This window comes from Dyella humi (assembly GCF_044904605.1).
Taxonomy (GTDB): Bacteria; Pseudomonadota; Gammaproteobacteria; order Xanthomonadales; family Rhodanobacteraceae; genus Dyella_B; species Dyella_B humi.
In genome coordinates this window covers 89738-115093 of the sequence record NZ_JADIKI010000022.1, presented here as the reverse complement: position 1 = coordinate 115093, position 25356 = coordinate 89738, and the positions used below count along the sequence as shown (strand labels likewise).

Genomic DNA, 25356 nt, shown 5'->3' with positions numbered 1-25356 from the left:
CAGGGGGAGGGGCGCGCTCTACAGAGCGAGGAATGATGCCAAGGGCTTCCACCCACAACCCTATTAGGTGTAGAACCGGCTTCACCCGTTCTTATTGACCGGCCGACATGAGCGACACCCATTTTCTTATTCGTCTGGCCGAGGATGACGATGACTTCATCCTCGCCCTGGTTCCGCGTTTCGTGGATTTCTCCCTGCCTGCGTGGCGCAAGCGGCACGAGTGCATCGAAGGTATCCGCAAGGACCTCAGCCGCCACCTGGACGACCAGCCTTCCAACAGCTACGTCTTCGTCGCCGAAAACGACGACGGCGAGCGGGTCGGCTTCATCCACTTGCAGAAAACGCAGGATTTTTTCACCGGTCGGCACAATTGCCATATCTCCGACCTTGCGGTGGCGCCCCGCTATGAAGGCCAGGGTGTCGGCAAGGCGTTGATCGAACATGCCGAGGCATGGGCGCGCGAGCATCAGTGCCAACTGGTCACGCTGGCGGTGTTTCCGGGCAACGAGCGGGCGCGGGCACTCTACGAGGCGGCGGGGTACAACCTCGATCTGTTGCGGATGGCGAAGCCTGTTCATTGAGATGCAGGAGTAGGTGGAGAGGAGTAAGAAGTGCGAGAAAGGCCCAGACAGCGCCCACCAGCTCTTCACTCACTTCTCACTCCTCTCCGCTCACTTCTCGCTCATCGACGAATGAGGCGGCGGCCGAGGCACCATGCCTTATGTCACTGTCCACAGCTCCCCGGATGCGCTGTGCTGATAGCTCAGACACCAAGGGGCAAGCGATGCAAGGGGAAGACTCCGACCACTCGATGACGCGTCGCGACCTGCTGCGCCTGATCGGCCTCAGCGCGGGCGGCGCGGCGATGTATGCGGCCATGAACCGGCTCGGGCTGGCAGCCGAATCGCCGTACAAGGGCGCGCCCATGTTGCAAGGCGCGCCGCGCGGCACGTCCGTGCTGATTCTCGGCGCAGGGCTGGCCGGCATGGTGGCGGCTTACGAACTGCACCAGGCCGGCTACAAGGTGCAGGTGCTCGAATACAACCATCGCCCTGGCGGACGGAACTGGACGCTGCGCGGCGGCGACACCTACACCGAACTCGGCGGCTTTACGCAGCATTGTCAGTTCGATCGCGGCCTTTACATCAATCCCGGTCCGTGGCGGATTCCCTATCACCACCGTGGACTGCTCGATTACTGCAAGAAACTCAACGTGCCGCTCGAGCCGTTCGTGCAGGTCAACCACAACGCGTACCTGCACAGTGCCAAAGCCTTCGACGGCAAGCCGCAGCGTTACCGCGCCATCAATGCCGATTACCGCGGGCACGTGGCGGAGCTGCTCGCCAAAGTCACCCAGCAAGGCAAGCTCGAGGCGCAAGTTACTAAGGAAGATCAGGCACTGTTGCTCGACTCGCTGCGCCAGTGGGGCGCGCTCGACGAGCACTACGCCTACGCTGCGGGCCCTCGCACCAGCAATCGCCGCGGCTACAACAAGGAGCCCGGCGGCGGCCTGTCGGCAAAGCCGCTAGATTCGCAGCCGCTGCAATTGCATGACGTGCTCAGTTCGCATTTGTGGTCGAACCTCACGGATGGCGAAAACTACGAATTCCAGACCACGCTGTTCCAGGCCGTAGGCGGCATGGGTCGCATTGGTGAAGCGTTCGGGCAGCAATTGAAAGAAGTGATCCGCTACAACGCCAAAGTCACCGCGATTCATCAGGACGATCACGGCGTAACCGTCAGTTACGAAGACACGCGTCACCCGGGTCACACGTCGACCGCACGCGCCGACTGGTGCATCTGCACCATTCCGCTTTCCATCCTGAGCCAGCTTCCCATGAACGTCAGCGCGCCGATGGCCGAGGCAATCGACGCCGTGCCATACGCCGCATCGGTGAAAGTCGGCCTGCAATTCAAGCGACGCTTCTGGGAAGAAGACGAAGACATCTACGGCGGCATCACCGCCACGGATCTACCGATCAACACCATCAGCTATCCGAGCAGTGGCTTCAACAGTACGGGCAAGGGCGTACTGCTGGGCGCTTATGCCTATGGCCTCGACGCCTACCAGTTCACCGCGATGACACCCGAAGAACGCGTGCGCAGAGCCGTGGAATACGGCAGCCAGATCCATCCGCAGTACAAGCAGGAATTCGAAAACGGTATTGCCGTGGCGTGGCACCGCGCGCCCTTCACATTAGGCTGCTTCGCGACCTGGTCCGATGAACTGCGCGACAAGCACTACGCCAACCTCTGCCAGATCGACGGCCGCATCGCGCTGGCCGGCGAGCATGCCTCCTACCTACCCGCATGGCAGGAAGGCGCGGTGACATCGGCGCTGGACGTCATCGGGCGCATTCATCAACGCGTGATGGCAGGAGGTGCGGCATGAAACGCTTAGGCCTTGCAGCTGCGCTTTTTCTCGCTTGCGCCGGCCATGCCGCAGCGCAATCTTCCGACGGTGCGTTGCTTACCTATGCCACGCTCAAACACGCGGATGGCGAAACCATCTTCCACACCATCTGCCAGGGCTGCCATATGCCCGATGCCAAGGGCGCGACCGGTGCAGGTAACTATCCGTCGTTAGCGGGCAATCCGAAACTTGCCTCGCCGCAGTATATGGCCGCAGTGATTCTGTTTGGCCGACACGACATGCCGTCGTTCGTCGTGAGAGCGTCGACCCATCGGAGCTTCTTCGAGGACGCCACGCTCACCGATGAGCAGGTCGCCGAAGTGATCAACTACGTGCGCACGCATTTCGGCAATCACTACTCGAACAATATCACGGCCGATGAGGTCGCTGCCATGCATCCTCAAAGCGCCACATCTGGACAGCCGCCGCGATAAACATCTCTGCGAACGGCGGACTTGCTGCCATGGCAGGCAGTGCAGCCAATGACGCAGTCACCCATCCAACGTCTATGGCGACATGGCTACACCAATGGTGTACTATGCGTACATGATCTTCGTCGAATCTCCTATCTTCACCAAACTTCTGCATGAATTGATGAGTGACGAGGACTATTCGGCGTTCCAGCAATACATGGTCGCGAGCCCGCTGGCCGGCGATGTGATCCAAGGCACTGACGGTCTACGCAAGGTTCGCTGGTCTCCGGAAGCAAAGGGAAACGCGGTGGTGTGCGGGTGATTTACTACTACCTGGATGAGGCCGCACAGATCCGCCTTCTTCTTATTTATAAGAAAGGCGTCAAAGACGATCTCAACGCAAAGGAAAAAGCAGTTCTGCGCGAAATCAAGGCAAGGTGGCAGTAATGGATAAGAAACTTTTTGCACAACTGGTCGAAAGCATGGAGCAGATGGGCGAAATCTCCCGCGGCGAGCGAGCACCCTCGCGGGAATTCCATGTCGATGCGGTAGAAGTGAGATCCATTCGCCAAGCCACAGGTTTGTCTCAATCTAAATTCGCCAAGGCGCTGGATGTGAATGTGGGCACGCTGCGCAACTGGGAACAGGGATTGCGCGAACCCACCGGCCCCGCACGCGCGCTGTTGCGCGCGATCAAGAACGACCCCAAGCATGTGCTGAAAGCACTGATCGAACCGGCGTCGCCGGACATGCCAGCCGTCAAGCGCGCAGGAACGAAGTCGGCTGGCCGGGCACCGCGCCCGCGCGATCGCGCGGCGTGAATTGGATGCTGTTGGGCGAAATACCCGCCCAGCGCACAAAAGAGAAGCCACCCTAAAAAGGGTGGCTTCCCCATGCTAGTTATCGCAAGGCCGATCAGTTCTTGGTGGCTTTCGCCGCCTCGCTGGTTTCGATTTCCTCGCGCTGCGCCAAGCGCTGACCCACGCGGTCGATGTTCATCAGCGACAGCAGGTGGGCGTAGATCCAGCCCAGGGTGCCGTCGGCGAGGAAGCGGTGCGTGGTTTCCGCGTCGAGCTTGCGTAACTTTTCCTCGTTGACCACGTACAGGCCATTGAGGTTGATCACGTTGCCGTTGCGCTCCAGGCGGATGTTGCGCGGCTCGAGCAGGTCGTGCTTGCGCAGGTCTTCCATGAACTGCTTGGTGCGCGCCACGTGCTGCTGGAATTCGCCGAGGAAGCTCACAGCGTTCTTCAGCACGTCCGTTTCGGTGCCGTCTTCCTTGAACAGGCGCTCGCCTTCAACGCTGTTGAAGCCTTCGTAGCCTTCATCGAGGAACACGGTGAAGTCGTCGCCTTCCGCGCCCGGCGGCTTCTCGGCCAGCACAAACGGATAACGCCGCACGAAGGCCGGAATATAAACGTTCGGAGCCCACTGGCCGTCGGTGCCGAGGAACAGGTTTTCGTTCTGGCGCAGGCCGAGCAGTGCCATCGGGCCGGCGTTGGTCTCGTCTGGGCCGGCAAACAGGATCGGGATATCGCGCGCGCTGACCGGGAATTCCGTGCAGGTGAGCGGCACGGAATGCGCGTTGTGTGCGAACTTGAGATTCTGCAGCCCCTTGATGCGCAGATCCTTGTGTGCGGTGCGGTTGAGCGGAACTGGGCGCTCGTAGAAAAGTACTTCAGCCACGTTACTAACCTCTGCCCCGCCGTGCCGGGGTAGCCACCCAGGCTCCCCCTCCCAAACCCGGCGTCGGGTCTACAGATGAATAGCCACTATATCAGTGCGGGAAAGCCGGGGCGAGTTGGCACTAACCACACGTTTTCGTAAGGTCCGCTGTACGGATTGCATGCGATTTGCAATGAATTTGGTCTATGCTGCGGAAAATTCGAGCGCCATTGCATTGATGACGACGCTCTTTCGCTAAAAGTGAAGGACGAAACACATGCTTATGGAAGTGCCACATAGGGCCGACCTTAACTCGACCCGGGTACTGTCACTGGATGCCGCTGGTCGGATTCTGGACTGGATCAGCTGGCAGGACGCGGTATGCCTCTACGTCCGCGACGCCGTGGCCTGGACCTTGGGCGACCCCTGCCTCACCGTGCACGGTGGTCATAACCGGCTTCTGGGCATGCAGAGCCGTATCGACCTGCACCCTATCGTGGCCAGCCGAGGCCATTGCCACGACCACGCCATCGACCCCGCACCCGCACTGACCAATGTCGCCCTGTTCAGTCGCGACCGCTACCTGTGTATGTACTGCGGCGTGCGCTTTAGCCGCGGCGAGCTGACCCGCGACCACGTATTGCCGATTTCCAAGCGCGGCCGCGACGAATGGGAAAACGTGGTCAGCGCTTGCCTGCACTGCAATCTGAAGAAGGGCAACCGCACCCCGCAGGAAGCCAACATGCCGCTGCTGGCGGTGCCATACCGACCGAGCTGGGTGGAACATCTGATTCTGTCCAACCGCAACATCCTGGCCGACCAGATGGAGTTTCTGGTGAGCCATCTGCCGCGGCATCGGCGGGAAGCGTTGGTGTAGCGCTCTTCTCCCCTCTCCCACCGGGAGAGGGGCTGTGGTGGCCTTGTTCCAGTTGGGCGCGGGGCCAACAATACGCAAATGATCGACCTTTCCCGCTACCCCCACCTCGCCTCGATCGAGGCACCCACCGACCTGCGCCGCCTCCCCGACGACCAGCTTCCCGCCGTCGCCGACGAACTGCGCTGCTACTTGATCGAAGCGGTGGCCAGCTCCGGCGGCCATTTCGGTGCCGGCCTGGGCGTGGTGGAACTGACCGTAGCGCTGCACGCCGTATTCGACACGCCACGCGATCGACTGATCTGGGACGTGGGCCACCAGTGCTATCCGCATAAGATCCTCACCGGCCGCCGCGACCGCATCACCACCATCAAAAAGAAAGGCGGACTGGCACCTTTTCCGCGCCGCGAGGAAAGCGAGTACGACGCCTTCGGCGTGGGCCATTCCTCCACTTCGATCTCCGCGGCGCTGGGCATGGCGATCGCTGCGCAACGCAAGGGAGACGCGCGCAAGTTCGTGGCGGTGATCGGCGACGGCGCGATGACCGCCGGCATGGCATTCGAAGCGCTGGATCACGCCGGGGACCTCAGCGCGAACCTGCTGGTGGTACTCAACGACAACGGCATGTCGATCAGCGAAAACGTGGGCGGCCTGGCCAAGCGGCTGGAAAAGCGCGGCGACGGCGTGTCGGTGCCTAGCAGCATGTTCGAGGAGCTGGGGTTCCAGTACACCGGCCCGATCGATGGGCATGACGTACCCAAACTGCTGGAAGTATTGCGCGCGCTGAAAGACCAGCAAGGCCCGCAACTGCTGCACGTGATCACCACCAAGGGCAAGGGCTACGCACCGGCCGAGTTGGCGCAAATCGAATACCACGCCGTGGGCCCGTTCGACCCGCTTGCCGGCGTGGTGAAGAAAGCCGGCCCCAAACCCACCTACAGCGACGTTTTCAGCGACTGGCTATGCGACATGGGCGCCGCGGACGAGCGTCTGTTCGGCATCACTCCGGCCATGCGCGAAGGTTCGGGATTGGTGCGTTTTTCCCAGAAACATCCCGATCGCTACATCGACGTCGCCATCGCCGAGCCGCACGCGGTAACGCTCGCCGCCGGGATGGCCTGCGAAGGCGCCAAGCCGGTGGTGGCGATCTATTCCACCTTTCTGCAGCGCGCCTACGACCAGGCCATTCACGACGTGGCGCTGCAGAACCTCGATGTGACCTTCGCCATCGACCGCGCCGGCGTGGTCGGGCCGGATGGCGCTACCCATGCCGGCAGCTTCGACCTGAGCTTCCTGCGCTGCCTGCCGAACATGCTGATCATGGCGCCGGCCGACGAGGACGAATGTCGCCTGATGCTCAGCACTGGCTTCCATCATGCGGGACCGGCCGCGATCCGCTATCCGCGTGGTGCCGGCCCCGGTGTAGCGGTGCGCCAGACGCTGGATACGCTGCCGATCGGCAAGGCGGACCTGCGCCGCCGAGGCCGCCGGCTGGCGATTCTGGCCTTCGGCGCGATGGTCGCCCCGGCCACGGAAATCGCCGCCGAAATCGACGCGACTCTGGTCAACATGCGCTTCCTGAAACCGCTGGACGAAGCGCTGCTGCTGGAACTGGTGAAAAGCCATGATGCTTTCGTGACCATCGAGGACAACGCCGTGGCCGGCGGCGCGGGCTCGGGCGTGGCCGAGTGCCTCGCGGCGCACGGCGTCACCCTGCCGATCCTGCACCTGGGGCTGCCCGACGCCTACCTGGAACACGGCAGTCGCGAGGAGGTGCTGAGCGAGGCCGGGCTGGATCTGCCGGGCATCCGCAAAGCGATCCGGGCGCGTTTTCCGCAGGTGGTGGCGGCAAATCAGGCGAGTGCTTGAGCGCCACCCTCTCCCCCGGAGGGGACAGGGCACCAAATCCCGTACGATTCGCCTTGTTCGATGCCCCCTTCACCCTCAAGCACGTTGAGGTAGTTACCCCCGCCTAAGGGACAATTGCGGGTTATGCAATATCCTTAACGTTTTCCCAAGGATTGAGGAGCCGTTTGGCCCGTGACCGAGCTTATCGTCCGAGTAGTCCAATTCTGCCGCCGCTACGCCCTGGCCGTGGCCCTGTTTTTCTTTGCGCTCGCGGGGGTCAGCATCTGGGTCGCCGCGGGCAAGCTGAGCGTTGACACCAACACCGACAACCTCTTCGCCAGCACACTGCCGTGGCGTCAGCACGCCATGGCGTTCGACCGCGAATTTCCGCAGTTCAACAACGTGCTGGCAGTAGTGGTGCGCGGCGTCACGCCGGAGGAATCCGACGAAACCGCCGCACAACTGGCCAAGGCGTTGGAGGCGGACAAGAAGCATTTCATCGACGTGAGCCGGCCCGATGCCGATCCGTTCTTCCGCCAGGAAGGACTGCTGCTGCTCGACCCCAACGACCTGGGCAAGATGCTCAACTCGCTGATGAATGCACAGCCGCTGCTCGGTCCGCTCGCAGCCGATCCATCGGCGCGTGGCCTGTTGAACGGTGTATCGCTGATGGCCGCAGGCGTGCGCATCCAGCATGCCGATCTTTCGCCCTACAAGCCCGCGCTGGATCAATTGCGGCAGGTACTCGACAACGCAGCCGACGGTCACCCCACACCGCTGTCGTGGCAGAGCCTGCTCGGCTCGGACATCACGCAGCAGCCGGAAAACGTGCGCTTCGTGCTCACCCATCCGGTGCTTGAAGATGGTTCGCTGCAGCCCGGCCTGGCCGCGACGCAGGCACTGGAGCGCATCCGCGACAGCTTGCCCGACGTGAAGGCCGGACGCGTGCGCATCGATTACACCGGCTCGGTCGCGCTTGGCGACGTGCAGTTCGGCGCGCTCACCAAGGGCATCGTCGCCAGCACGCTGGTCAGCCTGTTCCTGCTTGCGCTGTGGCTGTACCTGGCGATGCATTCGTTTCGTCGCATCATTCCGATCCTGCTCACGCTGCTGGTCGGCTTCGCGCTCACCATCGGCTTCGCCGCGGCGGCGGTGGGCACGTTGAACGTGATCTCAGTGGCGTTCGCGGTGCTGTTCGTCGGTCTGGCGGTGGATTTCAGTATCCAGTTCGCGGTGCGTCTGCGCGAGCAGCGCATGCTCCACGATGACATCAACGTAGCGCTGGCCGAAGGTGCACGTGTTTCCGGCAGCCAGATCGCAGTGGCCGCCGCGGCCACCGCGTGCGGATTCCTCGCCTTCTCACCCACCAGCTTTATAGGTGTGGCAGAACTGGGCACCATCGCCGGCGTCGGCATGGGCATCGCGCTGCTTTGCACGCTCACCTTGCTGCCTGCGCTGTTGATCCTGATGAAGCCTACGCGCCAGAGCAAGGAACTGTCGCTGCCGTTCGGCCCCAAGCTGGATTCTCTGCTGCACTGCCATTACAAGCCGGTGCTGATCGTGTTTGCCCTGCTCGGCATCATTGGACTGGTGGCGGGCGCGCGCATGCCGTTCGATGCCAATCCGCTCAACACACAGGATCCGAATTCCGAACCGATGCGCACCCTGCGCAGCCTGGCCGACAATCCAATTACCAACCCGTTCAACATCAACATCATGGTGCCCAACCTGGACACCGCGCGCGTGCTGACGGACAAGCTCTCGAAGCTGCCGGAAGTATCGAGCGTGATTTCCACTGCCACCTTCGTGCCGGCCGATCAACAGGCATCGCTTGATCAGCTCAACCAGGCGCAAGTGTTGATGCTGCCGTCGCTGGATGTCGACCCTTCCGCGCCGCCGGTCACGCCGCAGGCACTGCGCTCGTCCATCAGCGATACGCTGGACGCGATCAACGATGCCAAGCCAGAAATGCCCGCCAATTCACCGCTGATTGGCATTGAGGCCGCCCTGCAGAAACTCGCCAAGGCGCCGGACGATCGCCTGATGATGATGAACGACGCGGTGAGCCGCTTCCTACCCAATCAGTTGAACAGCCTGCGCGACGCCTTGAACGCCAAAGGCGTGACACTGCAAACGTTGCCCGAGTCGATCAAGCGCGACTGGGTGAGTCCAAGCGGGCAAGTGCGTATCCAGGTGTCGCCCACCGTTAGCGAGCAGGACACCGCCGGATTGCGCAAATTCGTAGAAGCTGTGCAGCGCGTTGCGCCTGATGCGGGCGGCCCGGCCGTCACTACCATCGCATCGGCCGACACCATCATGCAAGCCTTCAAGCAAGCTGCGCTGCTGGCCATCGTCGCGATCGCCGTGGTGTTGATGCTGGTGATCCGTCGCGTAAAGGATGCCGGCATCGTGCTGCTGACCTTGGCCATGTCTGCACTACTCACCGCGCTGCTTGCGCGCGCGCTGGGCATGGCGGTGAATTACGCCAACATCATCGCGCTGCCCTTGCTGCTGGGCGTGGGCGTGTCATTCAACGTCTACTTCGTGATGAATTGGCGCGCGGGCATGCGGCGTTTCGTGAGCTCCGCCTCCGCACGCGCGGTGCTGTTCTCGGCACTCACCACCGGCACCGCGTTCGGTTCGCTGGCGCTATCGCACGATATGGGCATGGCCAGCATGGGCCGCATGCTGCTGGTGAGCCTGGTTGCAGTGCTGCTGGCGACTTTCATTTTTCTGCCGGCACTGCTGTATGCGATCAAGCCGCCTGGGCAGGTTAGCGGTACGGGGCATTAGCCTCAGCTTTTGCCTGAAGCCTCAACCTGCCGCAATCAGCTCCTCCCCCTGCTTGCAGGGGGAGGTTGGGAGGGGGTGAACACTTGCGGGAAAGTCTGAGGCAAGTACTCACCCCACCCCGACCCTCCCCTGCAAGCAGGGGAGGGAGTACACCGCATCGGCGAGAATGAAACACTCAGTTAAAACGGCACATTGAACGCCACACCCACCGTCCGCGGCGTCGACATCTGCACCAGCATCGGGCCGCCCACCGTGGCAAGGAAATTCACCGCTTCATCGTTGAGCGTGCCGATCGGCACCTGTCGATTGAGCGCGTTGCGTACGTAGAAATCAATATTGGTGCCATTACGTAGATTCACGCCCAGATTGAAATCGAGAAACATGAAACCGGGCAGCTTGAAATTCGGATCGCTGATGTCGCCGTCGAAACCTGCATTGCGATGACTGGATGCGCGCACCACCGCGCCGATATAAGCATCCGTTCCGGCCAACATGAATTTGTATTTTCCGCTCAACGTGCCGGCCCATTTGGCCGAATACGGCAGCGGTGCATCGGGCTGGATGCCGAGTTGCGGCGCGCCGTTGTTGGTGAATGCATCTGTATAGGCGCCGGATGCGCCGAACTCCCAGGAACCGTCTGAATAACTTCCCTGCATTTCCAAGCCCTTGATGCGCGCATCGCCCGCGTTCTGGATGATGGCGTTGCCCAACGTGAAGGTGTAGAGCTGCATGTGGTGCCATTCGATGTCGTAACCGTCGATGCCGACATTCAAATGGCGATCCAGATAACTGCCTTTGTAACCGAGCTCATAACTTTCCAGGTTGTCAGAACCAAAGGTGCTCGTAGCATTGGGGTTTGGCCCTAGCAGCGTGCTCTGGATCGGCGCCTGCAGGCCGCCCGGCCGATAACCGGTGGACGCGCGCATGTAGTAGCTGTCCTTGTCGGTGGGTCGCCAGGTCAGCGTGATCATCTTGGTGATGTCCTGGTCTTTTACGTGCTCGCGAAAACCACCAGGGCTGCCAGCAAAGGGGCCTTCTTCCATGTTGGCTAAATGTTGCGTGTTGCCGCTTGCGCGTGCACCAACCGTCAAGTCCAAGGTCGGATTGATATGCCAGGTGAGATCGCCGTAGCCGGCGTATTCCTCGAAACGCGCATTCACGTTCTGCTGGATCAGCACGGTCGCGCCGGGCGGCGGCAGGTTGTCGCCTTGCAGCGTGTATTGCTCCCACACATCTTCGCGATTGGCCCACAGGCCTAACAGCCAATCGAGCGTTTCGCCCTTGCGCGAGGTAAGGCGCAATTCCTGCGAAGTCTTGTGCACGGTGTACTGGGAATCCACGTACAAGGAACTCATCGGCTGCGTAAGACCGAACTCGGGCCCCAGCAAGTTCAGCAAGCCCAGGAAGGAATCCGGATAGTCCTGCACGCTGTGATTGACGAAGTTCTGATACGCGCTGATCCAGTCCAATGTCGCCCAGTCGAAGTCGTAGCCAGCGTGGAACGAATAAAGCTGCAACGTCTGGGTGAACGGCTCGCGATGGTTGAGCGCGCGGTTGTATGGGCCGCCGGAAATGGGTTGCCCTTGCAGATTGAAGTCACCCATCGACAGGCCGTCCGCCGTGATCTTCTGCGCCATCGCGGTCACGTTCAACGTGAGTTTGTCGATAGGATCGACTTCCAACTGCACGCGCGCGCCTTTGGTATGTGTGCGATCCGCACCGCCGGCTGGCGTTTCACCTACCGCTTGATACACGCCGGTGACATGCTGGTCCACCACCGACACACGCACGGCGGCTTTGTCCTTCACCAGCGGAAGATTGATCGAGGCGTGTTCGGAATAGCTCATGCCGCCGCGATTCGTATTGGAGATATCGCCGCCTACACTGCCCGAAACACCGCTGAGGTCTGGCTTCACCGTCACGTATTTCACCAGCCCGCCCATCGAACCTGCGCCGTACAGCGTGCCTTGCGGTCCATACAGAAATTCGATGTGATCAAGATCGAGCAAGGCCGGATCGAACAGAAACGTCGCCGACGCGGCATAGACCGTGCTGCCGCCGACCGGCACGTCATCGATGTAGAGCGACACGGTAGGGCTGGTCTGGTTGCCGGTAGAAACCCCGCGCATCACCAGCTCGCCCTCACCTGTTCCACCTGCGCTCGCGAAGAACACACCAGGTTGGTACGACACATAATCATTGAGATTCTTCGCACCCAATTGCTGCAACGTAGTTGCCTGCACGGTATCCACGTGCATCGGCACCTCGCGTTCCGGTTCACGACGACGGTTTGCCGTCACCATTACTTCGCTCAACGTCACGGCTTGCTTGTTGCTACTTGAAGGCGGCGCTGCGGCAGTGCTCGACGATGCGGGCAATGTGCTGGTCTGCGCCATCGCGGCAGGTGCAGCCGCAGAAACCAGTAGCAAACGAATCGCGTGTGCCAGGCAACGCTGTACACACAAACGGCGAGTCACAACACGATGAGCGTTCATAGCAGTGCGTCCGGGGCAAACGTTATTCGTTTATGCCCAGATGCGCCGATACAATCCGGGCCCCTTTAAAGACGGCTGCAGTCTACGCCTAACTTCACGGTGAATCACAACCGCTGCTGACCGGCCAACGCCCCATGCTCACGCGATCGCGTTGTTCAAGATCACGCGCGGTTGAAAGTTCCACGAAACCTGCGTTGCGAAGCAACACGCGCACCGCGTCACCTTGATTCCAACCGTGCTCGAACAACAACCATCCACCCTTCACCAGGTGAAGACCGGCATCACGAACGATGCGGCGGATGTCATCGAGCCCATCTTTCCCCGATGCCAGTGCGCTCATCGGCTCGAACCGCAAATCGCCTTGCTGCAGATGCGGGTCGCTGCTTTCGATATAGGGCGGATTGGATACGATCACATCGAAGCGGCGATCACCCACCGGCGCAAACCAATCACCATGCTCGAAGCTAACGTTGCCGACGTGATGGCGCCGTGCATTGCGCTGCGCCACTGCCAACGCTTCGGCGCTGGCGTCGGTGGCGATGACTTGCGCCTGCGTTCGCTCACGCGCAATTGCCAAGGCGATCGCACCCGAACCTGTGCCCAGGTCCAGCACATAACACGCCTTATCGAGCGGCAGGCGCTCCAACGCAAGCTCCACTAGCAGTTCGGTTTCGGGACGCGGAATGAGCGTGTCGGGAGTCACCTCCAGATCGAGCGACCAGAAACCACGCCGGCCCGTGATATACGCCACCGGTTCACCCGCCTCGCGCTGTTCGATCAACAACTTGTAGGCCGATGCGTGTTCGAGTGACAGTTCATCGTCGGCATGCGCAATCAGCCAGCTGCGCGGCTTGCTCAAGGCATAGGCCAGCAACACTTCCGCATCGACGCGATCGCCGAGTCGATGCGTTGCCTCGATCAAGGTGTGGCGTACATCAGGCATCGTGCGAAGCATCCATCGAAGGTTGGGCAGGCAATGGCGGCACCGGGTGTTTCGGTTCGCGCTTGCGCCAGTAGCCACCTTTGGTCCACGCATCGAAGCCCCACCGCAGCCAGCCGATCAACGCATTGGCGAGCCACAGCGCCCACGCCAGCATCGCTATCTTGTAGTACCACAGCGATATGCTGATGACGCCAGCATGCGGCAAGGTCTTTTCGGCCTGATCCGCGAACCAATTTAAAGCCCACGCCGTAGAGCCATTGCCGGTGACGTGCATGTCCGGCAAACCAAGCAGTCCCTTCGGCACAGCCGAAATCAGCATGATCAGCGCCAGTGCGGTGACGACCGCCAAGGCAATCTGCAGCAGATTGAATACACGTGTTGAAAGCTGCGCAACGGCGCCGTCATAGCGCGCCCGCAAGCCAAGCACGATCAACCAGAGCACTACGAATGCGAACGCACTCCATGCAAACGCGGAGAAGCCCAGACCCAGCAGCAGCCAATGATGGAACCGCAAAGGCGTCGGCGCGTAGCGCGCCAGCAGCCATGCCGCAATGATCAGCACGATCAGCTGCGCCCAATACAGTACTGCGGGCCCGGCCGTCGGCCCCCATGTCCATAGCACCCAACGATCCTGTGGCAATTGCAGGCCGAGCAGAATATTGGCGGAAGGCGCGCCCAAGCTGATCGCGGACGTTGCCACATGCAAGCCTATGCCGCGCGGCTCGCGCAGACGCAGCGAGTAATGATGCTTACCGGGCAGCAATGGCAGGCTCAATTTGCCGTCGCGCACGGCAAGGTTCAGCGCGTCATCGTCGCGCGTTGCGCTCAACAGTTCGGTGCCGGCAGGTAGTGTTATCTCGTGCTCACCGCCGCGAGTGCTACGCGCGAGCAGCTCAAGTGTTGTCTCCATGGAGTGGTCGCCGATGCTACCGGTGGCGGCCACGCTGTCAAACGCCAGACTATCGCCGTCCACCGCTTTCGGCCGACTGATCGCCAGTTCAAGCGATTCATTCGGCAGCGGCGCAAAACGAAGCCCGTCGCTGTTGTCGTTGATCGGCAAGCCTTTGGCTTCGACGTGCCAGATCGGCGCCGCGTGCAATTCCCATGTTTCCGCACGCTCGCCCAGCACAGGCGCCTTGAGTTGCAAGGTATCGGCGTGATCAAGACGACTGGTCCAGCTCACCTGATCCTGTCCGCCGTTAAACGTGACGCTGAGGCGTCCGTTGTGCACGCGATCACCATCACCCAAAGGATGCTCACCGGCGAGCAACGGGATGTCGAGCGTGAAGCCGCCGCTGCTGGGAGCAATACGCTCGACGGTGTTGACGACTGTCCAATCCACACCCAACACAATCGTGCGCGTGGTGCGCACATAAGGTGGAAACGTCTGCTGCGATAGTGGCGCCTGTGCACCATCGGCAGCAGTGCGAACACGATTGAGCGTGACGCTGTCGCCGAGCAAACGACCACCGTCGACACCATCAAGCGACCAACCCTGTCCATTGTAGGAAAGCCATTGCGGACGCAACGCAAAATTCAACGTAACGCTGTCGACCGGCTGGATGCGGTAACTCAGCACCACATGATGAACACCTTGATCAAGGCTTACGAAGCTCAAATCGTCGCGCTTGACGAGCGGGGTATCGGCCCGCCCATCCACCTTGATGTCAAAAAGCTGCAAGCCTGCATTCGTTTGCGGCAAGGGCATCGCCACGGATGCGCCTGTGTGTGCTTCTAGATCCAGCGTGACTTGATCGTTCGCCGCACGCAGGCCGCCGACCGCAACCACTGCGCACGCCGGCGCGCATTTGGGTGCTTCCAGCAAACGGCTACGCAGCTCGCTCAGCACGTTCGGATTGGGCGTGGCCTGGGCGTGCACGAAGTGCGGCATGCTCGCAAGCAGAAGACACGCTGCGGCGGCGCGCCATGGACGCCAATCGGCAAGCAGTCTGCCAGAGGGTTTAAGCAGATCGCGCGCCATACGACCGAGCAATACGATCAGCAAGGCGAGCATGAGCACGCGCAACAAGCGCACCAGCCACGCCGGGGCGATGACAAGGCGCATGGCTTGCGTGGCAGTCACCGGCCCTGACCATGTCAAGCGGTAATTGTTGCCGACGTTCCAGCTTGGCTCGCCACCGCCAGCCTGGATCACGCTGCGGCTATCCGTTTCGTTGGCAGGTGTTGAACTGGCCGATATCTTGCTTCCAGTCACAACGACACTGTAGAGCTGTCGAGGTGCCGAAGAGGGAGCGTGTGCAAGTGGCGCGGCCAGTGCTGGTGCGGGCGGCGGCGGCAGTGCCGGGGCTTTCGACACCGCCTCATCCTGCTCGGCCTGATTCGCAGGTGCCACCATCGATTTCTTCGCTTCGCGGACTTCCAAAGCGTCAGGTGCCTGCAACGCCGCATAACCGCCATTGTCTTCAAGCTGGGGATGCAAGGCCGTCTCCAATTGCGTCTTCGCAAAGGACAATGTCCACAACACGGCCACCGCCAGCGCAAGCGACGCGACGATTTGCGAAAAGCGGCGCAACTTTCCTGCCGGCAATGCACGCATCAGCAAGGCAAACGCAAGCGCCAAACCAAGGGTCCAGCGTGGCGCGCCGGATTCGTGCTGCGACAGGATCAGAAACAATGCAGCCACTATCGCCCAGCGCCATCCCAGCAACCGACCGGCAAGCAAGGCGATCAAAGCGACGACAAAAAGATCCAACAGACTCCATTGCGCGATCCACGAATCCGGCGAACGATCCACGCCACCTGCGCCGAAAAGACGATAACCGTAAGGAAGATGCAGAACCGCATCGATGTCTTCCACCGAGGCCAGCCATCCGGTGCTCGACAACGAGCCGCTGCGATCGTTGATGCGCAATCCCGCATGCAAGTCCAGGTTCGCGTCGCGCAGTTCGACGCCGGTACGCCCATCAGCTGCCTGGGTTACAAGCAGCGGCGTCGCTTGCTGTGTTGCGCGCTGCAATTGCCAGGGCGACAGAACATCCAGGCGCTGCGCACGCTGCAGTTTGCCGGTGAGATGATCGCTGATGCTGAAACCACGGCCGTCGAAATCGAGCCACATTTCGCGTTGCACATGGATCTGGTCCCCTGCCCCGCCTTCGCCACCGCGAACGCCTTGCTCGATCGTCAAGCCATCGCCATTGTCGAGTACATAAGCTGGCAGCTCGCGCCAATCGCCGGGGACGCCTGCCTGGCCCGCGTCGGTGAGATGGCCATCGACGCGAGTGCTGCGCAATGAGGGATCGTCGCTGTAGCTCCAGATTTCCTGTTTTGGCCAGGGTTCGGCCGGCGACGACAGATTCACCGCATGCAGCGTATCCACACCACGCGCTGCAAGGTGCACCGTCCACTGGCCAGGACGAAGTTGCAGGCGCAGGCGTCCGTCGCTATCCAGTTGCGCCGGCAGATCGCTATCCAACGCGGTGGCGATGAAACCCTTGGGCAACGCAGGCCCCAACAGTTGCTCGCGCGCGCTACCGGTTACGTTGATCTGCACCTGCGTATCCAGCATCGCCGGCATGCCGTCGCTGAGATGGCGATAAACCTGCACGGAAAGCGCATCGGCCTGACGCTGTGCTTCAGCCGCTTCGCCGAGCGTGAGCTGATCGCCGTTACGCTCGATGCGTTCGATGGTGTGGTCGTCCAGATCGAGCGACACCAGGCCGATGGAGGGCGGCACCCGTAAGCGCGCCGGCCGTGCATTCCATGGAAGCTCGCCGCGCACCGCATAATTTCCCGGCTCCAGCCATAACGCGGGATGCCCGTCACGATCCAGTACCGGCAACGCCTTGTTGTTCGCCGTGACGTGCTGCGGCCAACTGCGCTCGTCGCCGGGAAGCTCGACCCAACTGGGCGCATCCACTCGCACATCGAGACTAAAACGCCCGCCATCCTTGCCAGCCTGCACATTCAATCGACCGGGCCACACGCATTGATAGGTGCCCGCATCGGGCTGGCTGTTGGCCAGGAAAGGACACCCGTGCCATGGCGCGTCATGCAGCACCCAACCCTGCCAATCCCGCAGCGCGGTGGGCACGTCTTGCGCATGTACCGAGGCAGCCGCAAACAGCAGACCGAGCATCCACTTCCACTGGCGCATAAATCCCCCTGGTCGAGTTCCTTTCAGTTTAGAGGGAATCTTCGTGCTGTCGGCAAGGGATCGGACAGGGTTGTGTCGATGACTTACCGCCCATAGCTACCTGGTCCGCCCATTACCGGACCGACCTGGGCCTGGTTGAGTTGGACACTGAGCTGTGCCTGCTGGATATCGAACGCTTGTACCTGCTGCACCGTTTGCTGGATCGGCGGTGCAGGAACGCTGTTATCCACCACTGCATGTAGCCCAAAGCCATCCGGCCTGACCACAATTCCCTGCCTACCGATATGGATATCGCCCAATTGCCCCGGCTTGATCCCCACCATGTGGCATGCCGCCGTTAGTTCTGCCAGACGGTTTTCGGAAGCGTCGGGGATGCGTTCTTTCAATTCGGCGTACATACCGTGATCGGGGTGACGTGGGTCGGCGAAAGGGTTAGATATCTGTGTGTTGACCTCAGGCAAGACACCCGCGCGGGGATCGCGTTGTGCGTGAGCATGATTGATGCGGTCATCGAATCGCGCATGAGCGCGGCCCTCCGACTCCGGCGCCAACGCAGAGATGCCATGGCGCAACCGTCGCTGGCCGTGAAGAGCTTCAAGTGTGTTCTTGCCGACGATGCCGTCGACGAGCAAGCCGTGATCGCTCTGGAACGCACGGACGGCGGCCTCGGTATTGCGGCCGAAATGTCCATCCGGCTGCAGAGGTTGGCCGCGGCTGTCGGTGTAGCCGAGTGCGGCCAAGTTAGCTTGCAAGGTGCGGACCGCTGCTCCGTAGACGCCTTGCTGGAGGATGTCATGGGGCGCAGCAAAAGCCGGTTGCGCGGACGTTGATAGGACTGAAACAACCTGGCCCGGCGCATGTTCCAAAGACTGGGCGTTCCTGATAGCTCTTTGCATCGCCGGACTGTTAAATACCTTGACTAAGCTATCTGCATAGCTCGGATCAGTAGCGTAACCTGCTTTTTGCAGCGCCTCCGCTTCTTTTCTCAAATCGCCCTTTGTTCCTTTGTCAAACAAACCAGCATTCGCATAACGCGAGTTCTCACGCAGAAACTCCACACGATCGCGAAGAGCTTCTTCGTATGAGTCATATACCCGAAATGGCTGGTCCTTCCACACCTTCTTGCCATTTTCCATTTACCATACATTGAATGTCTTGGCCTGCCCGTTCCAATCTCCATAGGCCTTGATGTTGAAGATATTGTTCGTTCCGGGCAATTGATGTTGTCCCCAACCTGTTTCCTGAGCCGCCTGTGCCAATATCAGTTCGTAGGACATGCCAGTCTCCAGTGACACCTGACGAGCGGCCAGATAGAGCTTCGCAATGAATCTTTCTTTGTCGTCCACCTCTCCATCTCCTTATGGACTTAGATTCTGAGAGATATTTACGGAAAAATGAGAAGCATCCTTCTTGGAAGAATTATCTCTGTCGGAAAGTAGTTCATACCGACCCATAACGATCAGACTATTTCCATCCAGGACGAAATTTCCATCACCCTTTTCTACCCATGACGTGTGTGCTGCAAAAATATTCGGCACTTCGATGCCTCTCGAAGAGAGCACCGCGCCACTCTTTCTGTCTAGCTTGACCACTTGCAGCAAGGTTTGGGACAAAGACTGTTGTGGTTGTGTGTCCGATTGAACAAGAACAAACAATGCATTTGTTGATGCGACACAGTGCGTTGCCCTCCCCTGATAGGTATCAGCAGGTATCGACAGGGATACATGCCACACAAACCCGGCCTTCACGTCGCTTAGGTAAACAACTGGTTTTTCGTTCATACCGTCTTCGTCGGTCTCGGCGCCCACCATACACTTCTGCCCAGCACCGGCTTCTTTCGTCGCGTAGATTTCGACTTCGGGTGGAACTTGTGAGGAGATCGCGGCACCCTTCTCCGTTGCAGGGACTGATGAAATCGGCGCAGGCCTAGCTGCCGTCTCGAACGGCGCGGCAGCGACATCACCCAACGCTGCCTGCGATGTGCTCGCCTGACACGCGGCTAACAGCGTAGCGGCGATTGCTAAAGATATTGTTTTCGAAACCGTCATATTCCCTCGAGTGTCCATATACAGCATCATGATTCTCGTCATAGCGACGACCGCACCGATCCTTCATTACTTCAACTTCACTAACCCACCGCCGCCCCTTCCTCGCGTGTAGTTTTCTTCGCCGGTTTACTTTGCAGCGCTAACGGTTTCACCTCAATCGGCGACCCAATGCGCTTCTTGAAATACGCACTCTTGAAATACCAGTTCTTCTTGCAGCGAATCGGCGGGCAACCTTCATAGAAGATGATTTGTTCATCGTTCGGTAGCGCTTTGAGTTCCTGCGGCAGCATGAGCGGACGGCGCTCCTCGGTGTAGGTGTAGGAGGTTCCGCCCTGGCCAGTGCTGCGGTTGCGCCGGTGTACGGTGGTGTCGCCCATCGCTCTGGAATAATCCTCGGCGTCCTGCTGCTCGCGCGGGGTGAAGACGATACTGGCGGCATGGTTGGTGACGTAGTTCTGCGCTGCATCCGGCCCGTAGGTGGAGCGCAACTGCGAGTTGCTCTGGATGATCGTCAAGTCGCGCACGCCATAGCCAGCAGTGATCGAAATGCGTTCGGACAATACGCTCACCTTTCCCATCGCGGTGAACTCGTCCATCAGCAGCAGCAATTGGTGCTTGATGGATGGATCCTCTTGCGGCGTCGCCTTCAGATTCTGGCCGACAACCGTCGAAAAGAAGATGTTCAGCAGCTTGGTGGACTCGCCCAATTTGGCCGGCGGGATCACCACGAAGATCGTGGTCGGCCGCTTGCGTAGATCTGCCACGTCGAAATCGCTGGCGTTGGTGGCGGCAGCCAGGATCGGGCTGATGAACTGTTGCAACGGCTCCTGCATGGTAGCGATCACCGAGGAGAAGGTTTCTTCGGCCAAGCCGACCAGGCCGGAAAAAGCGGTGCGCGTTGGTTCGCTCAAGTAGCGATTACCGCTTAGCCATTGCTTGATCGTCGCTTTCAGATCGCTACCCTGTCCGTTACCACTGGATAGCCGATAGATACGCTCAAAGCTGGGAAAGGATAGATCGCTGTTGGGGTCGAGCGGGATGTTGCGCTGGATTCGCTCGTCCCAACTCTCATACATGAACGATGCAAAGGCGAAGAACGCAGTCCGGGCCTGCGCGATCCAGAACGGATCCTTGCTGGGATCATCAGGATAAAGAATCGCGCCAAACGTCTGGATTTCGCTCACCCGCACCCGCGAATCGCGCGACACGCACAGGAACGGATTGAAGCGGTGAGTGCGGCCGTCTTCGGCGTAGGGTGCAAATTTGTAAATGATCTGACCTTCGGCTTGCCGATGGCCGCTTGCCGCTTGGTACAACTCACCCTTCAGGTCCATGACGACCATGGAGTGTTGGTAGGTAAGCAACACGGGAACGGCGATGCTGGTCGTTTTGCCCGTCCTTGTGGGAGCGGTCACGATGATGTGCTGCAATCCGCTCAGATAGAGGTATTCACGGCCGTATTTGCCGATGACCACACCGTCGGGCGTCTTTTTCAGCAGCCCAGCCTTGGCCAGATCGGCTCGGGTGGCAAAGCGGGCGTCACCGTGAAACGCTGCAGTGCGCGGCTTGAGGATCAAGATGGCCAGAATGATCCAGGTGAGCAGCGGCACGCCGAAACCGATGACACCGGCGAGTTTTATCTTGCCGGCATACGGCACATACGCCGGCACGTCGATGACACTGTAGTACGCCCAGTAGGTATTCCATTCCAGCGGAACATGACGTAGGCCAAGCAGCCACAACAAAAGAAAACCCGCGGCATACAGTGCAGCCATGAGGGTTGGCGCCAGCAATGTCAGCGCAAGCAGTCCTTTTGCCTTGCTCATCCATGAATCTCCATCGAAGTCGGGTGGCTTTGATGGATTGTCTTGAGGCAAGGCTGAGTCTTGATGCAGTCCCACCACCCGGCTGCTTGACAACCATGACTGAGACAGCGAACGACTTTGCCTACATGACGACCACCGCCTTGCTTAGCGCATAAAAAAGCCGGACGGCATGCACCGTCCGGCGTTCATCGACTGCATTTCAAAAGTTCAGCGGAGGATTGCCGCCGGATCCTGTTTCGCCTTCAAGGCTGCGCACAGCAAGGTTTGCTCGCGCGTCTGCGCAAGGCCGCGATCAGCACCAGTAACGTCCTTCAGGCGCGGCTCGAAATACGCCTGCAGGCGATCCGCTTCGGCCTTGGAGCAACCGCCACCACCCACCAGACGTGGCAGCACGCCGCTGGCAAAGCTGCCGGTGCGAGCAATCACCTGATCGTAGTGGCCGGTGAACCAGTGCCACAGCGCCTCGCGCGCGGCAGGCGTGTCGCGGCCACCGCGGAGGATGGCGGCCATTTCGCCGACCTTCACTTGCTTGGTCAGCGCGAAGTTGCGGGCTTGATCGGCTAGCTCCGACGTATCCGCAGCGGCGAGGCCGGCGAGCATGGCGTTGCGCTGGGCCGGGTCGGTGGTTTGCGGTATTTCGGCAATCAAGGCATCGACAGCGGGCTTGCCGCGTTCCTGCACGGCTACGGCCAGCGAATCGCCGAGCAGATCCGGATCAGCAGCAGCGAGGTCGAGATGGCCATCGGCCTTCTTGGTCAACGCCGCATCGCCCTGCTTGAGCAAGGCCGCACGCACTTGCGGAAGCTTGAAATCAAGCGCGAGCGCATGGGCGAGCGTGGTGCGCAGAATGGAGTCGCCATCGGCTTCACCTTGCTTGCGTTGATAGCCGAGCTGCTCCATGCGTGGCAAATAAGCATTCTTCACCCAATCGACGATTTTCGCGCGTTGCGCATCGGTTTGCGCTTCGTTGCGATAGATCCACGCAACGGTATCAAGCGGCGCAACAACTACCTCGCGCGTACCGGCGCCGGCCAGCGGCTTAAGTGCTGCGAGTGCATCGCCCGCATTCAGCTCGCCATGACGGAAGCCTGCATCGATGCCATCGGCATAGGCCAGCTGCTCGGTGTCGCTGAGCGACGCTACGTGCTGCGTCAGTGCCGTCCACTCTGGCTTCGTGAGACTGAAGCGGTAATAGCCGCGTGCATAGGCGTTAGGCATCACCCAGGTTGGATTGCTCGCGTCAGTCAGTTCGATGGTGCCGCTGGGCTTGTCGAACATTTCGCACTTCACCTTGCTGCCATCCGCGGCGCCGTAGCGCACGCACAACGGAATACCCCACTCGCGCTTCGCATCGCCCGCGCTGCCCACCGGCAGGTAACGGCTCTGGCTCAGGTGCACGATGGTCTTGCCGCCTTTCTGCTCCAGCGTGGTTCGTACGTACGGGACGCCAGATTGATCGAGGAAGCTGTTGAACGCGTGCTTGAATGTCTCGCCCTGGTTCGCCGCGGTGGCCACGGCGCCGACCAGATCATCCGCCGTGGCATTGCCGAACTTGTGCGCCTGAATATAGGCACGCATACCCTTCTGGTACACATCCTCGCCGACGTAGCCTTCGAACATGCCAAGCACCGCGGCGCCTTTGCGATAGGTGATGGCATCGAAGGCGGTTTCGATGTCGCCGTTGCCGGTGATCGGTTGGCGAATCTTGCGTGCGCTGACCAGGCTATCGTTCTGCATGGCTTCTTGTGCGGCGGTAATGCGGTCGAGATCGGCACGATATTCCGGATGCACCTTCATGGTGACTTTCTGCTGCATCCAGGTGGCGAAAGCTTCGTTGAGCCAGAGATCGTCCCACCACGCCAGCGTGACCGTATCGCCGGTCCATTGATGCGCCAACTCATGCGCGGTGACATTGAACGAGCCGCGCACATACTTGGCCGGCGAATCCGGATCGAGCAACAGCAGCCAGTCGCGGAAGGTGACCAGACCGGGGTTCTCCATCGCACCAGCGGAGAAATCGGGCGCGGCAAGCAGATCGAGCTTGCCGAACGGATAACCGAAACCGTAGTAATTCTCCAACGTGTGGATGATGCTCGGCGTTTCGCTCAGCACATGCTGCATGCGATGACCCTCGCCGTGTGCAGCGATGCCGCGCAACGGCAACACATCACTGCGGTATTCGTCGGGCGCGATATCCGGGCCGTTGACGATATCCCACGGGCCGACCGCGAAGGCCACCAGGTAGGTGGGTAGCGGCTTGGTTTGCGCGAAGGTGAGCGTTTTCCACTTGTCGCCGGCCGCGGTCTCGCTGAGCTGCTTCGTGTTGGCCACCGCTGCTAAATCGGAAGGAATGGTGAGCGAAATGTCGTACGGCGTCTTAAAGCCAGGCTCATCGAAGCCAGGGAAAGCGAAGCGCGCGCTGATCGGCTCCATCTGCGTCATCGCATACGGCACGCTGGCATGGCTGACCTTGTACAAACCTTGCAGTTGCTGATTGAGCGGCGCGGTGTAGTCGATGGTGAGCGTGAGTGATTGCGGCTGCAGCGTGCTGCCGAAATCGATGCGCGACACGCCTTCGTTCGGCGCCACGGCCACGTATTTGCCGTCGTAGATTTTGCCTACGGCATCCGTGATGGTGACTTTGGAGACGCTGAGGTCGCGACCATCCAACCACAGATAATCGGATGCCTGCTTCAGATCCACCTTGATGGTGGTGGTGCCGGAAAACGTCTGCAGCGCGGGGTCGACCTTGAAAGCCAATTTGTAAGCCTGCGGCACGGCCCAGCCAGGTAACTTTCCATGTGGCGCCTGATCGGCTTGCGGTGATGCCAGGGCTGCACTGCAGCATACGGCGAGCACAGTCATGGCGAGCGAACGAACGAGGTGGTGCATGGAGAGTTCCCTACGGCAACGAAAAGCGTTCACGCTAGGTCGTGTAGGCACTCTGCCACAGTGCCAAAAGGCATAGTCCTCTGATGGTTGGCCGCCGCCTGCACCTAAGCTTGCTCGCAGGAGGGACAATTGATGAACATATCGATGAAGGATCATCCGCCTTTGATCCCGTGTGCATCCGCGCGCACCATCCGTGTCGCGGTGCTGGAGGACGACGAGGCATTCCGCCGCGACATTCTGCTGCCGGTGCTTCACGATCACGGCTTCAGCGCACACGGCATGGCAAGCGCGGCGGAACTGTATCGAAACATGCTTTCGCAGCAGTTCGATATCGTGCTACTCGACATCAGCCTTTCCGATGAGGATGGACTTACCGTCACGCAACACCTGCGCGCAACATTGGACATTGGCATCATCATGCTGAGTGGATTGGTGCACCGCGACCACCACATCCAGGCACTCAAGCGAGGAGCGGATTTCTATCTGTCCAAGCCGATCGATGTCGACGTGCTAGTGGCTTCGCTGCACAGCCTCGCGCGCCGGCTTGTACTTCCCACTCCGCATGACATCGCGACACATCATCAACCTTCCCCCTCGTGCTGGCGACTGGACGCCGGCGGCTGGCGTTTCGTGTCGCCTCATGGAAAAGTGGTTGCACTCACGTCCAGCGAGCGATGCGTGCTGACCGTGCTGATTGCTGCAGGTGATCATCCTGTGTCGCGCGAAGCGCTCGCCGAAGCACTCAGCCAGAACGCCTACGACTCCGATCCGCATCGTCTGGAAATGATCATTTATCGGCTGCGGCGAAAAGTGCTTGCGCAGACGGAGCATGCACTCCCGCTCATTACAGTGCGCAGCAAGGGTTACATGCTGCTTTGTGATTCGTAGGGCACATCCAAAAGTCGTCAAACACTCGCTGCGATTTTTTCGTCAATCCAGCCCGTGATGAACTCTGTACACCCTCACAGCCGTCATTCCTGCAGAAGCGGAGGCGCTTTTCAACAGCGAAGCTGGTCAATCCATGTTGCTCTG

At 60.3% G+C, this 25356-nt stretch carries 18 protein-coding genes and 1 pseudogene; 10 read left to right on the top strand and 9 right to left on the bottom strand.

What is annotated here, in order from left to right; all coding sequences use genetic code 11:
* Positions 1 to 107: 107 nt before the first annotated feature.
* The 6 genes from ISP18_RS05475 to ISP18_RS05450 all read left to right on the top strand — a co-directional run bounded on the left by ISP18_RS05475 (position 108) and on the right by ISP18_RS05450 (position 3647).
* Positions 108 to 581, top strand: a complete 474-nt coding sequence (locus ISP18_RS05475) for a GNAT family N-acetyltransferase (RefSeq protein WP_380007755.1) — start codon at positions 108 to 110, stop codon at positions 579 to 581.
* A gap of 203 nt (positions 582 to 784) precedes the next feature.
* A complete protein-coding gene (locus ISP18_RS05470; protein ID WP_380007753.1) occupies positions 785 to 2392 on the top strand; it encodes a flavin monoamine oxidase family protein in 1608 nt (535 codons plus the stop codon).
* Positions 2389 to 2847, top strand: a complete 459-nt coding sequence (locus ISP18_RS05465; RefSeq protein ID WP_380007750.1) for a c-type cytochrome — start codon at positions 2389 to 2391, stop codon at positions 2845 to 2847. Before ISP18_RS05470 ends, ISP18_RS05465 begins: the two co-directional genes overlap by 4 nt.
* A gap of 112 nt (positions 2848 to 2959) precedes the next feature.
* Complete coding sequence (locus tag ISP18_RS05460; RefSeq protein ID WP_380007747.1) at positions 2960 to 3148, top strand: hypothetical protein; 189 nt, start codon at positions 2960 to 2962, stop codon at positions 3146 to 3148.
* Positions 3145 to 3273 (top strand): addiction module toxin RelE, encoded by a 129-nt coding sequence (locus ISP18_RS05455; RefSeq protein ID WP_380007743.1) that lies wholly within the window; start codon positions 3145 to 3147, stop codon positions 3271 to 3273. The genes ISP18_RS05460 and ISP18_RS05455 overlap by 4 nt, the downstream gene beginning before the upstream one ends.
* Positions 3273 to 3647, top strand: a complete 375-nt coding sequence (locus tag ISP18_RS05450; RefSeq protein ID WP_380007740.1) for a helix-turn-helix domain-containing protein — start codon at positions 3273 to 3275, stop codon at positions 3645 to 3647. The genes ISP18_RS05455 and ISP18_RS05450 overlap by 1 nt, the downstream gene beginning before the upstream one ends.
* Positions 3648 to 3741: 94 nt before the next feature.
* Here ISP18_RS05450 and ISP18_RS05445 read toward each other — a convergent pair whose 3' ends face one another.
* The gene (locus ISP18_RS05445; RefSeq protein ID WP_380007737.1) at positions 3742 to 4512 is read right to left on the bottom strand and encodes a SapC family protein; all 771 of its coding nucleotides are present in this window, start codon (positions 4510 to 4512) and stop codon (positions 3742 to 3744) included.
* Positions 4513 to 4768: 256 nt separating this feature from the next.
* Between ISP18_RS05445 and ISP18_RS05440 the strand changes: the two genes are divergently transcribed.
* From ISP18_RS05440 to ISP18_RS05430, 3 genes are all read left to right on the top strand, one after another.
* Positions 4769 to 5368, top strand: a complete 600-nt coding sequence (locus ISP18_RS05440; RefSeq protein WP_380007735.1) for an HNH endonuclease — start codon at positions 4769 to 4771, stop codon at positions 5366 to 5368.
* 78 nt (positions 5369 to 5446) lie between these two features.
* Entirely contained in the window at positions 5447 to 7234 is a 1788-nt protein-coding gene (gene dxs / locus ISP18_RS05435) for a 1-deoxy-D-xylulose-5-phosphate synthase (RefSeq protein WP_380007732.1), read from the top strand.
* Positions 7235 to 7405: 171 nt separating this feature from the next.
* Complete coding sequence (locus ISP18_RS05430; protein WP_380007729.1) at positions 7406 to 10006, top strand: MMPL family transporter; 2601 nt, start codon at positions 7406 to 7408, stop codon at positions 10004 to 10006.
* Between the two features lie 179 nt (positions 10007 to 10185).
* On the opposite strand, the gene ISP18_RS05425 is transcribed toward ISP18_RS05430, so the two are convergent.
* The 8 genes and pseudogenes from ISP18_RS05425 to ISP18_RS05390 all read right to left on the bottom strand — a co-directional run bounded on the left by ISP18_RS05425 (position 10186) and on the right by ISP18_RS05390 (position 24324).
* Positions 10186 to 12501, bottom strand: coding sequence for a TonB-dependent receptor (locus ISP18_RS05425; RefSeq protein ID WP_380007726.1), 2316 nt, complete (start codon positions 12499 to 12501; stop codon positions 10186 to 10188).
* 94 nt (positions 12502 to 12595) lie between these two features.
* Positions 12596 to 13444, bottom strand: a complete 849-nt coding sequence (gene prmC / locus ISP18_RS05420) for a peptide chain release factor N(5)-glutamine methyltransferase (RefSeq protein WP_380007723.1) — start codon at positions 13442 to 13444, stop codon at positions 12596 to 12598.
* The gene (locus tag ISP18_RS05415; RefSeq protein ID WP_380007719.1) at positions 13437 to 17558 is read right to left on the bottom strand and encodes a DUF2339 domain-containing protein; all 4122 of its coding nucleotides are present in this window, start codon (positions 17556 to 17558) and stop codon (positions 13437 to 13439) included. Before ISP18_RS05415 ends, prmC begins: the two co-directional genes overlap by 8 nt.
* An 83-nt stretch (positions 17559 to 17641) precedes the next feature.
* Positions 17642 to 18454 (bottom strand): peptidoglycan-binding domain-containing protein, encoded by an 813-nt coding sequence (locus ISP18_RS05410; RefSeq protein WP_380010925.1) that lies wholly within the window; start codon positions 18452 to 18454, stop codon positions 17642 to 17644.
* A 21-nt stretch (positions 18455 to 18475) separates the two neighbouring features.
* A pseudogene (locus ISP18_RS05405) lies at positions 18476 to 18853 on the bottom strand (glycoside hydrolase family 73 protein); the annotation flags it as partial.
* A 63-nt stretch (positions 18854 to 18916) separates the two neighbouring features.
* Positions 18917 to 19636 (bottom strand): hypothetical protein, encoded by a 720-nt coding sequence (locus tag ISP18_RS05400; RefSeq protein WP_380007716.1) that lies wholly within the window; start codon positions 19634 to 19636, stop codon positions 18917 to 18919.
* A gap of 50 nt (positions 19637 to 19686) precedes the next feature.
* Positions 19687 to 21432, bottom strand: coding sequence for a type IV secretory system conjugative DNA transfer family protein (locus ISP18_RS05395; RefSeq protein WP_380007713.1), 1746 nt, complete (start codon positions 21430 to 21432; stop codon positions 19687 to 19689).
* A gap of 207 nt (positions 21433 to 21639) precedes the next feature.
* Complete coding sequence (locus ISP18_RS05390; RefSeq protein WP_380007710.1) at positions 21640 to 24324, bottom strand: M1 family metallopeptidase; 2685 nt, start codon at positions 24322 to 24324, stop codon at positions 21640 to 21642.
* Positions 24325 to 24456: 132 nt separating this feature from the next.
* Here ISP18_RS05390 and ISP18_RS05385 point away from each other — a divergent pair, with 132 nt between their 5' ends.
* On the top strand, positions 24457 to 25212 hold the full coding sequence (locus ISP18_RS05385) for a response regulator transcription factor (protein ID WP_380007708.1): 756 nt from the start codon (positions 24457 to 24459) through the stop codon (positions 25210 to 25212).
* Positions 25213 to 25356 lie beyond the last annotated feature (144 nt).

Excerpts from the sequence above, each read along its gene's own strand:
- ISP18_RS05385 (WP_380007708.1), top strand. The coding sequence starts at position 24,457 with ATGAACATATCGATGAAGGATCATCCGCCTTTGATCCCGTGTGCATCC.
- ISP18_RS05425 (WP_380007726.1), bottom strand. The coding sequence starts at position 12,501 with ATGAACGCTCATCGTGTTGTGACTCGCCGTTTGTGTGTACAGCGTTGC.
- dxs (WP_380007732.1), top strand. The coding sequence starts at position 5,447 with ATGATCGACCTTTCCCGCTACCCCCACCTCGCCTCGATCGAGGCACCC.
- ISP18_RS05390 (WP_380007710.1), bottom strand. The coding sequence starts at position 24,324 with ATGCACCACCTCGTTCGTTCGCTCGCCATGACTGTGCTCGCCGTATGC.
- ISP18_RS05410 (WP_380010925.1), bottom strand. The coding sequence starts at position 18,454 with ATGCAAAGAGCTATCAGGAACGCCCAGTCTTTGGAACATGCGCCGGGC.
- prmC (WP_380007723.1), bottom strand. The coding sequence starts at position 13,444 with ATGCCTGATGTACGCCACACCTTGATCGAGGCAACGCATCGACTCGGC.
- ISP18_RS05450 (WP_380007740.1), top strand. The coding sequence starts at position 3,273 with ATGGATAAGAAACTTTTTGCACAACTGGTCGAAAGCATGGAGCAGATG.
- ISP18_RS05440 (WP_380007735.1), top strand. The coding sequence starts at position 4,769 with ATGCTTATGGAAGTGCCACATAGGGCCGACCTTAACTCGACCCGGGTA.
- ISP18_RS05415 (WP_380007719.1), bottom strand. The coding sequence starts at position 17,558 with ATGCGCCAGTGGAAGTGGATGCTCGGTCTGCTGTTTGCGGCTGCCTCG.
- ISP18_RS05465 (WP_380007750.1), top strand. The coding sequence starts at position 2,389 with ATGAAACGCTTAGGCCTTGCAGCTGCGCTTTTTCTCGCTTGCGCCGGC.
- ISP18_RS05395 (WP_380007713.1), bottom strand. The coding sequence starts at position 21,432 with ATGAGCAAGGCAAAAGGACTGCTTGCGCTGACATTGCTGGCGCCAACC.
- ISP18_RS05400 (WP_380007716.1), bottom strand. The coding sequence starts at position 19,636 with ATGATGCTGTATATGGACACTCGAGGGAATATGACGGTTTCGAAAACA.
- ISP18_RS05470 (WP_380007753.1), top strand. The coding sequence starts at position 785 with ATGCAAGGGGAAGACTCCGACCACTCGATGACGCGTCGCGACCTGCTG.
- ISP18_RS05460 (WP_380007747.1), top strand. The coding sequence starts at position 2,960 with ATGATCTTCGTCGAATCTCCTATCTTCACCAAACTTCTGCATGAATTG.
- ISP18_RS05475 (WP_380007755.1), top strand. The coding sequence starts at position 108 with ATGAGCGACACCCATTTTCTTATTCGTCTGGCCGAGGATGACGATGAC.